The 15,706-nt window shown below is 49.7% G+C and carries 10 protein-coding genes; 8 read left to right on the top strand and 2 right to left on the bottom strand.

Annotated elements, in window-relative coordinates; translation table 11 throughout:
• Positions 1 to 21: 21 nt before the first annotated feature.
• The 5 genes from argB to argH all read left to right on the top strand — a co-directional run bounded on the left by argB (position 22) and on the right by argH (position 6,882).
• Positions 22 to 861, top strand: coding sequence for an acetylglutamate kinase (gene argB, locus PaeBR_RS22110; protein WP_410512593.1), 840 nt, complete (start codon positions 22 to 24; stop codon positions 859 to 861).
• A gap of 42 nt (positions 862 to 903) precedes the next feature.
• Positions 904 to 2,199: an aspartate aminotransferase family protein gene (locus tag PaeBR_RS22105; protein ID WP_410512592.1), complete on the top strand. Its 1,296-nt coding sequence runs from the start codon at positions 904 to 906 to the stop codon at positions 2,197 to 2,199.
• Positions 2,196 to 3,164 carry an ornithine carbamoyltransferase gene (gene argF / locus PaeBR_RS22100; RefSeq protein ID WP_410512591.1) on the top strand — a complete coding sequence of 323 codons (969 nt, stop codon included), beginning with the start codon at positions 2,196 to 2,198 and terminating at the stop codon, positions 3,162 to 3,164. Before PaeBR_RS22105 ends, argF begins: the two co-directional genes overlap by 4 nt.
• Before the next feature lie 703 nt (positions 3,165 to 3,867).
• Complete coding sequence (locus PaeBR_RS22095) at positions 3,868 to 5,103, top strand: argininosuccinate synthase (RefSeq protein ID WP_410512590.1); 1,236 nt, start codon at positions 3,868 to 3,870, stop codon at positions 5,101 to 5,103.
• A gap of 363 nt (positions 5,104 to 5,466) precedes the next feature.
• Positions 5,467 to 6,882, top strand: a complete 1,416-nt coding sequence (argH, locus tag PaeBR_RS22090; RefSeq protein WP_410512589.1) for an argininosuccinate lyase — start codon at positions 5,467 to 5,469, stop codon at positions 6,880 to 6,882.
• Between the two features lie 88 nt (positions 6,883 to 6,970).
• Here argH and PaeBR_RS22085 read toward each other — a convergent pair whose 3' ends face one another.
• The gene (locus PaeBR_RS22085; RefSeq protein WP_410512588.1) at positions 6,971 to 7,765 is read right to left on the bottom strand and encodes an alpha/beta hydrolase; all 795 of its coding nucleotides are present in this window, start codon (positions 7,763 to 7,765) and stop codon (positions 6,971 to 6,973) included.
• Positions 7,766 to 7,918: 153 nt separating this feature from the next.
• On the opposite strand from PaeBR_RS22085, the gene PaeBR_RS22080 reads away from it, so the two are divergent.
• From PaeBR_RS22080 to PaeBR_RS22070, 3 genes are read left to right on the top strand one after another with little or no spacing between them, the layout of a single operon-like run.
• Positions 7,919 to 8,491, top strand: a complete 573-nt coding sequence (locus PaeBR_RS22080) for a prepilin-type N-terminal cleavage/methylation domain-containing protein (protein WP_410512587.1) — start codon at positions 7,919 to 7,921, stop codon at positions 8,489 to 8,491.
• A complete protein-coding gene (locus PaeBR_RS22075) occupies positions 8,475 to 9,023 on the top strand; it encodes a prepilin-type N-terminal cleavage/methylation domain-containing protein (protein WP_410512586.1) in 549 nt (182 codons plus the stop codon). The genes PaeBR_RS22080 and PaeBR_RS22075 overlap by 17 nt, the downstream gene beginning before the upstream one ends.
• Positions 9,024 to 9,037: 14 nt before the next feature.
• A complete protein-coding gene (locus PaeBR_RS22070) occupies positions 9,038 to 10,789 on the top strand; it encodes a hypothetical protein (protein ID WP_410512585.1) in 1,752 nt (583 codons plus the stop codon).
• A 64-nt stretch (positions 10,790 to 10,853) separates the two neighbouring features.
• Here PaeBR_RS22070 and PaeBR_RS22065 read toward each other — a convergent pair whose 3' ends face one another.
• Complete coding sequence (locus PaeBR_RS22065) at positions 10,854 to 15,530, bottom strand: DUF5057 domain-containing protein (protein WP_410512584.1); 4,677 nt, start codon at positions 15,528 to 15,530, stop codon at positions 10,854 to 10,856.
• Between the last annotated feature and the right edge of the window lie 176 nt (positions 15,531 to 15,706).

Here is a 15,706-nt window from a genome sequence, read left to right as displayed (position 1 = left end):
TAAGCGGGAAGGACCGATAACATGACACAGAATGCAGGGCATAATCTCATAGAACAAGAAAAAGAAGGCTTCAAAGGCTTGTTCGTCATGAAGTGTGGCGGCAGTACACTGGCGGCGCTCCCGAATTCATTTTTTGAGGATCTTAGAGAGCTGCAGCAGGGGGGCACTCAGCCTGTTATTGTACATGGCGGGGGTCCGGCGATCTCGGAAAATTTGGCCAAGCTGGGCATTGAGAGCAGTTTTGTGAACGGCCTGCGGGTGACGACGGAGGAAGTGCTGGATGTGGTGGAGATGACGCTCGCCGGAAGCATTAACAAAGCTATTGTGCGGCGTATCCAGGGCAGCGGCGGTCAGGCGCTTGGCCTGTCGGGTGTTGACGGCAACCTGATCCAAGCCTGCCCTGTGGCGAATAACGCCGAGGTAGGCCTTGTTGGAGAAGTGACCGGGGTGAAAGCGGAGATTGTGACGGGTATCCTCACCATGGGTTACATCCCGGTCATTGCGCCCATTGGTGTAGATGCCGGGGGTCAGCGCTATAATATTAATGCAGATACGGCGGCTGGTGCGGTTGCCTCCCATGTACAGTCATCCAAAATGATTGTAGTGACGGATGTTCCGGGAATTATGCGCACGATAGACGGCCAAAAGGTTGTGCTTCCGTCCGTGACGGTGCAGGCGATAGAGGATTTGATGGAGAGCGGAGAGATCTACGGGGGTATGATTCCAAAGGTCCGTGCCGCTATGGATTGTATTCAGGGCAGTGTGTCGGAGGTCGTAATTGTTGACGGCAAAGAGCCGAGGGTGCTCAGCCGGGTGCTACAGGGTGAAGAGCTCGGTACACGTATCATACGTACAAATTAAATGCTGCCGGGCTACCGGAGCAGGGTGGGAGAGTGACTTGGAATGAGCAAGCTTACGCAAGGCGAGAAGGATTCCTTAGATAAAATACAACAGCAGGCTGAGTCTGCAGAATCGGGTAATCCGGACGCAACTTCGACAGTGGATAAGCTGAGTGCGGTATTCCCGTCTTACGCCAGATTTGATATCAGTTTGGTCAAAGGCAAAGGCAGCTGGGTATGGGATGACAAGGGCAACAAATACCTTGATTTCACTTGCGGACTGGCAGTCACCAGTCTGGGCCACGCTCCGGAAAAAGTCGGCGCCAAGCTGAAGGAGCAGATTGATACGCTGTGGCATGTTTCGAATCTGTTCCACATTCCCGGACAGGATACAGTGGCTTCCTTGCTTACAGCCAACAGCTGTGCGGATCAGGTGTTTTTCTGCAACAGCGGGGCAGAGGCGAATGAGGCTGCTATTAAGCTGGCCCGCCGTTTTCACCAGAAGGTGAAGGGGACAGGTCGCTACGAAGTCATCACCTTTGAACAATCCTTCCATGGACGTACACTGGCAACACTGACGGCTACCGGACAGCAAAAGGTCAAGGAAGGCTTCCTGCCGCTCCCGGCAGGCTTCAAAACCGTGCCGTTGCATGATCTTCCTGCGCTGGAAGAGGCCATCGGTGAGAATACAGCAGCCATTATGCTGGAAATGGTGCTGGCGGAAGGCGGAGTGCTCGAAGTACAGCCGGAGTTCCTGAATGCTGTAAGCCAGCTATGCAAGAAACACGGCCTGCTTCTGATTGTCGACGAAGTGCAGACTGGCATGGGCCGTACGGGCAAGCTGTTTGCGCACCAGCACTACGATGTGGAGCCGGATATTTTCACACTGGCAAAAGGTGTTGCCAGCGGCTTCCCGGCAGGCGTGATGCTGGCGAAGGGTTATCTTCGTGAAGCGTTCACAGCAGGCAGTCATGCTTCCACCTTCGGGGGGACTCCGCTTGCGACAGCCGTGATGGCAGCGACGATCGAGACGATGCTTGAAGATGAGCTGCCGGAGCGTGCGGCTAAAATGGGCGAATATTTGACAGGCCTGCTGAAAGAGAAGCTGGCGGATACTCCTTTTGTCGTAGATATTCGTGGCAAGGGGCTGCTGATCGGAATTGAATGTCAGGGTCCGGTAGGCGATATTGTGCTGGCTGGACAAAAGCAGGGGCTGCTGTTCGTAACGGCCGGACCGAATGTCATTCGTCTGCTGCCGAACCTTTATGTAAGCAAGGAGGAGGTCGACCAGGCGGTGGACATCCTTTCGGAACTCATTCATACTTATGCTAAAAAAGAAAGCGGGGAAGCCAGTTCATGAGTCAGGGTGTGCAGGGTGATACACAGGAAATCGCACAAAAGCTGAAGGGCCGCGATTTACTGGAGCTGAATGATTACAGCGCAGAAGAAATCACGTATCTGATTGAGCTTGCGATAGAGCTGAAGCGTAAGCAAAAGAACGGCGAGGTGTACCAGCCGCTGAAGGGCAAGACGATCGGTCTTATTTTTGAAAAGTCCTCCACGCGCACACGCGTTTCGTTCGAAGTCGGAATGTACCAGCTCGGCGGGCATGCGCTCTTCCTGAGCAAAAATGATATTCAGCTGGGACGCGGCGAAACGGTGGGAGATACGGCGCAGGTCATGTCCCGTTATCTCGACGGTATCATGATCCGCACCTTCGGGCATGACAAAGTGGAGGACCTGGCGCGGTATGCTTCCATTCCCGTAATCAACGGCCTCAGCGATCTGGCGCATCCGTGTCAGGTGCTGGCGGATTATCAGACGGTGTATGAGCACAAGGGGCAGCTGAAAGGCCTGAAGCTTGCGTACATCGGCGATGGCAACAATATGGCCCATTCACTGATGATTGGCGGCGCCAAGCTGGGTGTGCATGTGTCTGTTGCGGGGCCGGAAGGCTACGAGCCGGATGCTGCTGTTGTAGCCGAAGCCCGCCAGATTGCCGAGGGGACCGGGGCTGAGATCGTAATTACCCGCAGTCCGCAGGATGCCGTAAAGGATGCCGATGTGATCTACACAGATGTGTGGGCGAGCATGGGCTTCGAAGCGGAGCAGTTGGCGCGTGAAGCGGCGTTTAAGGATTATCAGGTGAACGAGGAGCTTGTAAAAGGCGCGAAGAGTGATTACCTGTTCCTGCACTGTCTGCCTGCCCACCGGGAGGAAGAGGTCAGCACGGGCGTTCTCGACGGCCCGAATTCGGTTATTTTTGATCAAGCCGAGAACCGGCTGCATGCGCAGAAGGCGCTGATGGCTGCTTTGATGGGATAAGAGTGTGGCTCAGCACTTGAGGCAGGGAAGTGAGGGCTGATTGCTGCACGATATGCAGGTCTGTTGATTATACAAAAAATGGATACAAAAGGCCGCCTACGGTTACCTGATTCCGGCAGACCAGATTCTGGCGGACCTCATCCGCCTATAGTTGCACTTGGTGCAATTATTACTCGCCGTAAGTCAACATGAAGCAACTTAGTTGTACATGCTGCAACTATTTAGCGGAGAATGGCGGGAAAACGGATATTTTCTCTATTTTAGTTGCACGAAATGCAATTGTAAGTAAGATGTACTCCGTTTTCTCCCATATAGTTGCACAGAATGCAATTAAGTGTGTAACGTAAGCACACTACAGACCGTCAAAGTCGTTATATTCACATGTCCTTTGCCGCTTTTGCTCGTCTGCTTCTGTTACAGCTCTTGAAAGCGGAATGGGTAATGTTATTGTATCGACAACAAGATACCAATTGTTGGTTAATCAACAGGCCTGCACGGTATGCAACATCTCGGCTTCTAAGGTAGCAAGTGAGGCCCGATTGCTGCACGATATGCAACATTTCAGCTCCTGAGCTAGCAATTGAGGTCAGATTGCTGCACGATGTGCAACATTTCAGCCCTAAGTTAATTTATCACAAATAAAGTTGAAATAAAGCTGCTAATAAACAAAAGAACTCGTCCAATGAAAGGAAGTTGCTTCTTCATGGCTAAAGAAAAAATTGTGCTCGCCTATTCCGGCGGGCTGGATACCTCGGTCATTCTGAAATGGCTGAAAGAAACCTATGATGCGGAGATTATTGCCTTCACCGCCGATATCGGCCAGAAGGAAGAGCTGGATGGACTGGAGGAAAAAGCACTCGCTACCGGCGCATCGAAGGTATATATCGATGACCTTCGCGACGAGTTCGCAAATGACTTTATCTACCCGATGTTCCAATCGGGTGCACTTTATGAAGGCCAATACCTGCTTGGCACAAGTATCGCGCGTCCGCTGATTGCGAAGCGGATGGTCGATATCGCCATTGCAGAAGGTGCAACGGCTATTGCGCATGGCGCAACAGGAAAAGGCAACGACCAGGTGCGCTTTGAGCTTGGTGCAGCGGCGTTGGCACCCGGTATCAAGGTTATCGCACCTTGGCGGCTGGAGGAGTTCCGCAGCCAGTTCCCGGGCCGCGCGGAAATGATCGCCTATGCGGAAGCAAATGGTATTCCGGTTCAGGCTTCGGCGGCGAAGCCGTATTCCATGGACCGCAACCTGCTGCACATCAGCTATGAGAGCGGCGTGTTGGAAGACCCTTGGTTCGATCCGAGTGCACCGGAGAACAAAGAAATGTTCCTGCTGAGCAATTCCCCTGAGGATGCTCCGGATCAAGCGGAATATTTGGAGCTGGAATTCCTGAAGGGAGATTGCGTTGCGCTGAACGGCGAGTCCTTGTCCCCACTGCAGGTCATGGAGAAACTAAACGAGCTGGGCGGCAAGCACGGTATTGGACGCGTCGATATGGTTGAGAACCGCTTCGTCGGCATGAAGAGCCGCGGCGTATATGAAACTCCGGGTGGTACGATCCTGTTCACCGCTCATCGCAAAATGGAATCCATTACGATGGACCGCGAAGTGATGAACCTGCGCGACAGCCTGATTACCCGTTATAGTACATTGGTCTACAATGGCTTCTGGTTCGCTCCTGAGCGTCTGGCGATGCAGGCACTTGTAACGGAGAGCCAGCAAAACGTAACAGGTACCGTGCGTCTCAAGCTATACAAAGGCAATATCATCGGCGCTGGCGTGAAGAGTCCGGTCAGTCTTTACAACCCGGATATCGCGACAATGGAAGCTGATCCAACGCAAGCGTACGACCAAGGGGATGCGACAGGCTTTATCCGTTTGAATGCACTGCGTCTTAAGGTATCTGCGGGTGTGGCGGAGTCTGCGAAATAAGTGTGGTCTGAGCCACTGAAATAGGATCTGATAAAAGCTAAAACATCGAGGAAGTTTTGGCTCATACTAAATGAACTATAACCATGGAAGAAGGATGGAAGTAACGAAGGGGAATTTTGGAACTGGAGAAGCGGCAGCGTTCGCCTTTAACCTCAGATTTCAACCGAGCAGCGGTTCAATTCAAGAAATCAGAGGTTAACAGCGATCGGAAGTCCAAACATTCACCGCAGTTACGGATATCCCTATAAACAAGTCATCCGTTCATTTGGTACCTTAACAAAATTTCAAATCGGATACCACGAAGGCCGTTCCTCCCGCCAGGACAGGAGCGGCCCTCTGGCGTCCAAGAAGGAGGAGCAGCAGGTGAGCAAGCTATGGGGCGGACGTTTTACCAAAGGAACCAACAAGCTGGTGGAGGAGTACACGGCTTCTATCGGATTTGATAAAGCTCTGGCGGAAGAGGATGTACAGGGCAGTCTGGCGCATGTTACGATGCTGGGCAAATGCGGGATTTTACCGCAAGAGGATGTAGAGACAATCAAGAGTGGACTAAACAAGGTCCTTGAAAAGGTCCGTGCGGGAGAGGTTGTTTTCTCCGTATCTGACGAGGATATTCATATGAACATCGAGAAGCATCTTATTGAGGAGATCGGTCCTGTCGGCGGCAAGCTGCATACGGGACGGAGCCGCAACGATCAGGTCGCTACCGACATGCACCTATATCTGCGTCATCATGTGGTTGAACTGACAGGTCTGCTGCATGCGCTGCAGGAAGCACTGATCGAGCAGGCAAAAGATAACGTCGAAACGATCATCCCCGGCTACACGCATTTGCAGCGGGCTCAGCCGATTCTGTTCGCACATCACCTGCTGGCCTATGTGTCCATGTTCCGCCGTGATGCGGAGCGCCTGAAGGACAGCTACAAGCGTATCAACGTGTTGCCGCTGGGAGCCGGAGCGCTTGCGGGAACTACTTTTCCGATTGATCGTCATTTTGTGGCCGAACAGCTTGGCTTCGACAGCGTATATGAGAACAGCCTGGATGCGGTAAGTGACCGTGACTTTATCGTGGAGTTCCTGGCAAATGCCGCTCTTGTAATGACGCATCTGTCCCGTCTCAGCGAAGAATTGGTGCTGTGGAGCAGCACTGAATTCAGCTTTGTCGAACTGGATGATGCCTTCTGCACGGGCAGCAGCATTATGCCGCAGAAGAAGAACCCTGATGTACCGGAGCTGGTTCGGGGCAAAACAGGCCGTGTCTATGGCAACCTGATCGGTCTGCTGACCGTTTTGAAGTCGCTGCCGCTGGCGTACAACAAGGATATGCAGGAAGACAAGGAAGGCATGTTCGATACCGTAACTACGCTGACAGGAGCTCTTCAGCTGTTCGCGCCGATGATCGCCACCATGAAGGTGAACAAGAGTCGGATGCGCGAAGCCGTCAACACGGATTTCTCCAATGCGACAGACATCGCAGACTTCCTGGTTGGCAAAGGACTTCCCTTCCGCCAAGCGCACGAAGTTATCGGCAAAACGGTGCTCTACTGCATCAATGAAGGCAAGTTCCTGCTGGATTTGAAGCTGGAGGAATTTAAGCAGTTCTCGCCTCTCTTTGACGAGAATATCTATGCCGTGCTGCAGCCGGAAGCAGTGGTTAACGCACGCAACGTCTACGGCGGTACGGCTACTGTCCAAGTGAAGGCTGCCATAGAGCGCGCTGAGCAGGCCTTGCTCGAAGCAAACGAGTGGGTAGTGAAGCATAGCAACGCAGCGATTTAAGGTGTAAAAACAATAAAAACGGCTGTCAGCCCGAAGGCTCTTCGAGAGAGAGCGGTGGGAGACAGTCGTTTTTTTTGCTAAAACCTTTTTATAAATTACTGCCTTTCAAAGGCAGCCAAGCCAGAACATCGCGGATTTTGGTGTCCCAATAGCCCCACTCATGTTCGCCGGGACCTTCCTCATAGGTGAGGGATAACGAGGTCTGGCGGCAGGCATCGCGGAATACGAGGTTATCCTTATACAGGAAATCCTCCGTGCCGCAGCATTGATACAGTGCCGTTTTGGGGCCTTCCGAAGCATCATGCTGCTGCAGCAGCCACAATAGATCATCATCTGTACCGGCGATATCCCCTGTACCAAAGATCAGCTCATACTCTCTGGTTCTCGCTGTAGAGTCATCCCAGTTCATGAAATGGTGGGCCATATCCAGTGCTCCCGATAAACTTGCTGCCGCGGCGAACGTATCCGGCTTACGCAGACCCAACTTGAACGCTCCGTAACCGCCCATCGACAACCCGGCTACAAAGTTATCCTCACGTTTAGGCGACAGCGGGAAGAATGAACGCGCAAGCGCAGGCAGCTCCTCACTGATAAAGGTCCAATACTTGCCTCCTGAAGCCATATCCGTATAAAAGCTGCGATGTACCTGAGGCATCACGACTGCAATTCCCATTTCAGCCACATACCGTTCAATGGAAGTTCTGCGAAGCCAGATGGAATCATCGTCAGACAAGCCATGCAGTAAGTACAATGTAGGATGAAGCTCACCCCGCGATACATTGCTCATTCCGATTTGTGTGGTAGTCTTTTGCGGCAAAATAACCGTCATGGAGGTACTGAGTCCAAGTACTTCTGAGTAAAAACGACATTCTATCAAAGCCATTTTCAATAATCCCCCTCTCCGCCCAAATGATAGCACAGCCTAAAACCGATATAAATTGTATGAATCTCCAGATTATTATGTCGCGGAGCATTGCTGGTGTTAGTAATCACGGAATATAATGGAATGGTAGATTAATAGAGAGGCGGAAGCAGAATGCACCCGGGCCGGAAGCAGGAACAGGGGTTTACCTTAGTCGAAGTCCTTGCGGCTGTCGTTATTTTGTCGATTGTCTCGCTGGTGCTTACGTCCTATTTCACCAATGCGCTGTCGTACTCGAAGACGAACCAGAATAAGACGATCATGGTCAATCTGGCGCGGAATGCGCTTTTTTATATGGAGAAGCAGGATTTTGAGAAGATGAAGGCCCTATTCGACAATGATACGACAATATCGGCATCCGAATGCAGACCTGAGCTAAGCTGCAGCTATATCAGTTATTTCGGGGATGGGGCGGATTCGAGCAATGCGGAAGCGCTGGCGGTTGTGTTAAATCCTGAGGTGAACGGAATCCAGTACGAGGTTAATGTAACTTTTCAAAAGGATCTGTACGATAAAATGCTCAGTGGGACAGATACCACTCTCGGCGATGGGACGGGAGCAATGAAGCAGGAGATGGCTCCTTTTCTGCGCCCGGTTAAAGTTGAGGTAACAGGCCCGAGAGGGCCCGACGCCCGAATGTACACTACAGTGGTGGAGGGATATATTACGGATGAGAAAATTCGCTAACCGCCTGAAATCAGAGCAGGGATTCTCTTTGGTTGAAATGATCGCGGCCATGACATTGTTCTCCATGATTGTCGGGATCATCACCATGGTGACCATGTTCGGATTCCGCAGCTATCATAAAATCACTATAGAGAACTCTCTCCGGGATGAAGCGGATATCCTGATGTCCTCCATTATCACAGAGATGTATACCTTTGGTCCCGAAAAGGTGGAGAACACCGGCAACGGAATCAAGTTGACCAAGGGCAGCAGTGAAGAGAAATGGATACAGCTCGTAGAGGAAGCGGCAGACCCCGATCAGGGTCAAGACGGTAAGACTCAGCTTATCCTGAGTGATGCCTCAACTCAGCGTGTTACGGCTGTGAATTCAGAGCTAACGGGTTCTACCCTGGTTTCGAGCCTACCCGACGGCAGACTGTGCCGGATCAATGAACCCTGCCAGACCGGGCTGATTGATATTCATCTGGTGCTTACACAGATTTATGACGGCAAGCCGTATGAAATGGTTTTAGACAGTAAATTTGGGTTTTAGGGGGTCTTTACGGGATGTCACAACAGTCTCAGCGGTCTATGCATACCCAAATCTGGCAAGCTAGCCTGCAGCGTCTGCGGGCCGAACAGGGCTCGTCCCTAATATTGGTCATGTTCGTAATTCTGCTCCTGACCATCCTCGGACTCAGTGTACTGAGTGCAGCCGTTGGCGGCGCCCAGCGGACGGAAACCCGTGAGAATGATGTGCAAAGCTTGCATCTGGCGGAGAAAACATTGGACGAAGGGGTCGCTTATATTACGGCAAACCTGAACGGTCTGGTCGACCGAAGCGCAGATATGAGCAAAGATCAGCTGGAGGATAGCATACAGGTTTTTTTGGATACTTTGAATGATAAAAAGAGCGGGTTAATGACGACAACAACTCTTGAGGGCGGAAGCAGCAGAATTATGGATGCGGAATGGGAGATTCCAGACCCGGCTAAGCCCAATCAATACCAAATAACACTGACTTCCCAAGCGGATTTGAACGGAGTCCAGAGGAATCTGAAGCAAGTAATCTATGTAGATACCTTTCCTGACTTTCTTAATTATACGCTAGGGTCAGAAGGCGATCTTACGATTAATGGCTCTCCTGAGATTAACGGTAATATCTATGCGGGCGGGCAGCTGATATTTGATAAACAGGTTAAGTATATGTATGGAGGGGTTCCTAATACGTATACTTCACAATCCTACGCCGTTCTGAACGGTGAGGCTCATGTTCAGTCACTGAATAATGTAGTTTACTATTATACGGATGACCGTAAGCCTCTAACCGCCGGGCAAGCTGAGGGTGTGACCGGAACTATCCCGCAAAATCAGGTGAAGATCCGCAGCCAGCGCAAATTCGTGCAGGTCAACGTCAAGGAATCCTTTATTGATAAAGTTGTAGAAGCGATGGAGGATTCAAACGCCCGGCCTGACCGTCAGTTGATACGTGCTGCTCTGGACAACGGTGGATTGGCCGCTTACCTGAAGAATAAGGATTTTAAGGAGCTGACTGAAAGTAACCTGATCAGGCCAGTGCTTACGGACAATACGGAAGCGGGGAAGGCCAAGTATGAGGTAGACAAGACAAACTATCTGGGTCTGCTGGACAGTCTGGGATCCCTTCGGGAGTCCGTAATCTATGATGGGAATCTAACGCTGAATGATCAGGATGTATCCAAAATCATATATGAGAGCAAAGAAGACTCTTCAGGGAAACACTGGTTTATAGTCGACGGAGACCTGAACATTGAAAGCTTCAATTCGAATATTCCCGCCAAGATCAAAGCCAATATGCTGGTTACCGGAAAAGTGACAATCAGGGGCGTGGCTGAGTTTGACAGCACCGTGTATGTGTTGGAGGAGGACTCGGACAGCTCGAACTACTCAACAACCGTCGAGGATGCCGATATTACCGGGCTTGGCGGCAGACAGCTTGTATTGCTCTCCCAAGGTCCGATTTTGTTCAACCGCCTTACAGCTTTTAAGGGATCGGTTACACCCATTGCCGCTTTTTTCTATACGGATTCGAGTGCCGAGCTGTACGGTGTCGGCTCTATCTTTTCACTGAGAGGTGGATTTTTTGCCAAAGAGAATTTGACCATCTATGCCGTGAGGGGGGAGGCGTTAGCCGGGACAGGTCAGATTAATGTTACCGAGAATCCCAACCTGGTTCGGTTTAAAGCAGAGTATGACAACACCGTTTTCTCCGCCCAGAACGCTGGCCTACCACGTGTTAAAGCGATCAACATCCGGGTAGGAGATTTGGAGCTGGAATAGTATTAGGTAAAAGAATCCCCCGAACCGGCTGCGGTTCGGGGGATTTCTGTATTATTCTTTTTGGCTAATAGCGGTCGCCATTATCGACAGTCACATTAATTGATGCTTTAATGGCAGGGTTATCTATATAGGATACAGTTATCTTGGTTTTTCCTTTGCTTTTACCGGTTATTACTCCACCGGAAGAGATGGAGGCTATGCCTGGATTGTCGCTGCTCCATGTAAGCTTTCCGTTTAACTTATCCAAGGAGATTCCAAATCCGGTTACAGATGTAGCTGTCAGGTTTCTTCCACTGATTAAGTCATGGCTGTTCCCTACTTTAAGAGGGTCAACTCCTGAAAGGGAAAGAGACAGCAATTGCAGTCCCACAGTGATTTCCTTTGTAGCTATAATGTCTCCGTTAGGTCCGCTGGTCGTTACGGTCAGGATGATGGGTTGCCCGAGTTCAGTCGGCTTTTTGCCGAGCAGTGAGATGACGGTGCTGTCAGTTCCCTGAGTTTTGGTTACAAAAGCTGTATCGCTGTCCCTAATCGTCCAGGTGAAGCTGGCAGCATCAGCATTGGATGGGCTGATAACTCTCACGATGTACTGTTCTGTTCTGCCTTCATCAATAGAAGCCGGGCCGTTGATGACGATCATACGTGGTGGATTGTTGATGGTAATCGTATGCTCACGGGTGAAGGCTCCATTAGGACTCTGGTCCGTTAACACCTTTGCAATAATCGTCACTGTGCCGGATTGATTGGCTGTCAGGGTCGCCTTGCTGCCTATAGCCGGTTCTGCGTCTTTCGTGATTGTGGCGTCAGCCGAATTACTGCCGGACTTGATTGACCACGAATAACCGGTGATGGATTCTCCCGCAGTTAGATATAAAGCTTCCAATGAAACATTGTTACCGACAATAGCATCATTCGGACCAAGTATGGTCAAGGTAGGTGAAACTACATTAATGGTTGCCCTAGCTGTTTTATTGCTGCCGTCTGTAGTCGTTGCAGAAATGACTGCTACACCTTCTGTTATACCGACTATGGTTCCGTTATCATCCACTGTGACGATATCTGGATGGTCCGATGTCCAGATAAGCGATTTCTCGTCCGCCTCATCCGGAGTGATAGTTGGAATGAGCGTCTGCGTACCTCCTACACGGATCGTGGTGGTTTCGACAAGACTCACGCTGGTTACTTTAACAACGGCACGGAACAGAACATCCGAAAATTTCATAACCACTCGCGTGCGCTGTGCAGGTACAGAAGTCGTTTGTTCTGTCGCAGCAGGCCGCACAGTGCCTTCAAAAGGCACCCATTTGAAGGCACTGGAGCTGTCCAGGGAAGCGCCAACCAAGTTTCCGAATACAGAATTGTTCGAGAGATGGATAGCCGCTCTTGGAGCCAGAACAGAGCCCTTGGAGCCAGACATAGTAAGATTTCTTACCTGATTAAAGTTAAAGAGGACATTAGAGCGGGCCAGGCCGGATAATGAAGTTCCGTTAGATATTTCTACATTGTCGGTTCCCGTAATATTGATGATTACCGTTGATGACGTAGGAGCATTCACTTGAATAGAATTGGCATTATTGATTTGTCTTCCCGTAACCCTGAATACATTAAGTGTCCTATCAGTACCTGTAAACGTAATCCTTGAATCTCCAGTGGTATTGCCGTTAGCAGGCATTGCGGCTAATGCATCGGATTGGTTGAGCAAGTACTGCTTGGCTGCAGTAAAATTAATAGGGGTTCCCTTTTTAACGGTACCCTGAATGCCCTTTTTGCTATTTCCGTTGCCATTCCCGTTGCCCTTTTCAATAACATTAGCTGTACCGCCTACAACAGCATTTCCGTTAATAGATCCGGCAGAAAGGGTTAAATTTCCGCCGACAACCACTACATCTTCTGTATAGTTGTCATTGTCATTGTCATTGTCATTGTCATTGTCATTGTCATTGTCATTGTCATTGTCATTGTCATTGTCATTGTCATTGTCATTGTCATTGTCATTGTCATTGTCATTGTCATTGTCATTGTCATTGTCATTGTCATTGTCATTGTCATTGTCATTGTTGCTATTGTTATCGTTGGTATCGCTGCTATTATCTTTATACAGGTGATTGCCGCTAAATGTCAGATTTCCGCCTACGGCCATAGTTCCCTCGACATTGGCGCTCTGGACTGCATTGTCGAGAATAAATACGTTATAACCACCGGCTATCCCGAATGGCGCTGCGGGATCAATAGCCGGGGAGGGCGCGGTCACCGAGTGAATATCTTCAAAAACCAGCCGGGAATTGTCCAATATATATACATTTTTCTCCTGCGGGATAACCTCCAGGCTGAATCTAACAGATTGATTCGCATCCGGCACATAGGTCTTAACGCCATTTGTCTCGGACAACTGGTAAGTTATATTGCTAAGATTTCTCGTTAAAGTGTAGCCCGTATCGAGCGTTCCGCTCTTAACAGTTCCTGAGGGCAGTGGCTCGGAGATCTCAAGCTTTGGCGGGAAAGTCTCCGTATACTGAAGATTGGAGATGACAAGAGACTCCATTCCCTGCTCTCCGGGAGGAACTACGTCATACGGAATCACATTCGGTGAAATTGTATAATTTATCGCTACTGGTGTTCCCCGTTCCACTGTGTCAGATGAAAGTGTACGGTTAATTGTAAGATTGGACGTTACCCTTTCTACATTTACATGGATAGTACTGGTAGAAACGGCTCCTTGCCTATCCTTGGCTGTAATCTCAATCTGAAAGCTTCCGCCGGCGGGAAGCGGGTTATTGAAGGTCTTCGTAACTGTTTGTCCCGAAACGACGGTCGTTTCATCCATTTTGAAATTCTGCAGGTAGTTATTGCCTTGCTTGAACTTAATGCTTGTTAACAGGTTCTTATCTTTGAAATCCCAGTCATCAAGAGTATAGCTAACCTCAAGAGTATCCTGGTAAGAAGGCTTTACGCTGTTATCCAGAGGAGCGTGAACGGTAATATCCGGAGCATGGTTCGCACCCGTAAAAGCACGGTACATCGTATTTACGAACAATCGCTGTTCCCAGACCGGAAATTGAACATTTGATTCCGCAGAGAAAAAGTGCCCAGAGCCGGAGTAGGTGACGTTCCCTTTGGAATAGGTGTAGTAATGGTTCCAGCTGTCGTCAACATCCCGTCTGTCATTGCTGCTCGACTCACTTTCAATGTTAAACCAGGGAATGACCTCCGGATCGGTTAAATCCAGCGTAAAGTACTGATCATGCGTTATGGCAACTTTATTGAGTGCAAGGTTATTGGTCCCATCTGTGGGATAAAGCTTACTTAAGTCAAAAGGATACTGCGATAAAAGCCCGTCATTCACAGGCTTCACCCGGGTGGATTTATTCGGGGCATTTAACCCCAAATTTGTCTCCGGTTCAATCTGGCCGGTAATCGTCTTAAAACGGGTCACCCAGGTATTTGAGTCTCTATTTGAGTTTCTGTACACCGTATCGTGTGTGAACATGACGCTCTGCTTGGTGGTTTGAATGAAATTCGTTACCGCATCGGCAGCCGTATCACTAATCGGAGCATTATCGTTATAGACATCCCGGAATCCGAAAATGATCATATCATAAGTGCCGTTTAAGCCGTAACGCGGTGTGCTGTTCACATTAGCAGCAACGTGAGCATTGAACTCATCCATGGATTTGGGGGTGATCTTGAGTTCATAGTCGTCTGTGTTCAGGAAGCTTTGATTCATGTTTGCACTGCTAAGCAAACTGCTTGCGTTACTTGAGTTAGGCATGACCTGCAAAATATTCACTACAGTCTTCTTCCCTCGAAAACGGATGGTACCTGTATCAAAGTCTTTTAATTCGTATGGATTCAGTTGATCCACGATCTCAAGCTTCCAATAGAGCAGGCCTGAATACGTCTTTGGCAGTCTATAGGAGATTTCACCGCTAACACCCTGTGTAAGCGTGGTGGTAGCAACGAGCTGTTCATCGGTCATTTTGACGGCTTTGTCGACCCCCATGTACAGCTTGGCCAGAATCGGACGGTTCTCAAGACTGGTCACGTTGGAAATATTGAAGTTGAAGTTAAGCACATTGCCGGCCTGATACATATGATCAGGGTTATCTGTGTAGTCGATAATCGCGTTTTCATTGGTAATCTCCAGACGCGGCCGCCGCTGCAAGCCTGAGAGGTAGGTGGAATCCCCGTTATTGAGGTCCGTGATCATCGTGCCCAGCTTGGTGCTGTCAAGGAAAACAACATTGGATCTAGGAGTGGCGGACCGGTAGGTATTAAAGGTGTTATACAGAATGCCGCGCTGGGCTGCTGTCTGGTTCACAAACGGACCTTCATGGATAAAAACGTACAGGCCCTTATTAATAAAATAATCGGTGATTTCATCGGCCTTCAGCTCCGTGATATCGTTCATTACGGATTTGGTGTTGTGGGTTCTGCCCTGTACACCGCTAGTGCTGTAGGTTCCGCTGCCGATGTAGACAGCATCGTACTTGCCATCCAGATCATCGCGCAGCGCGACGAAGCTCTTCATGCTCATGGTGTCAACGGTTATATGAGATCTGGTGGGACTCAGCGTGCCTAATTCAGTAGTTCCACTGTCCGTAATCTCCAGCATCCGGATCTTGTATGTCTCCCCGGTGGCCTCTACGTTCAAGATAAAGTGTCTAATCGGTATAATAAGCAACAGAATGAGCAGCGTGAGGCCTGAAAAAAGGTACAGTGCTTTATTGCGGACAAGCTTCATTGCAATCTCTCCCCGATGGTAATGTAATGACAATTTTCGCCACGCAAGTTCAATTTATGATTTGCTCCGACAGTTATGGAGCGACATGTCGTTGTAAAATTATCCATTCTATGCTATATATCATTCTAGGACATAGACCAATGATAGGCAATGATTTTATATGTAAAAATACCCAA

The organism is Paenibacillus sp. BR2-3 (assembly GCF_046529485.1).
Classification (GTDB): domain Bacteria; phylum Bacillota; class Bacilli; order Paenibacillales; family Paenibacillaceae; genus Paenibacillus_AQ.
This window is presented reverse-complemented; position numbering and strand designations above follow the sequence as displayed.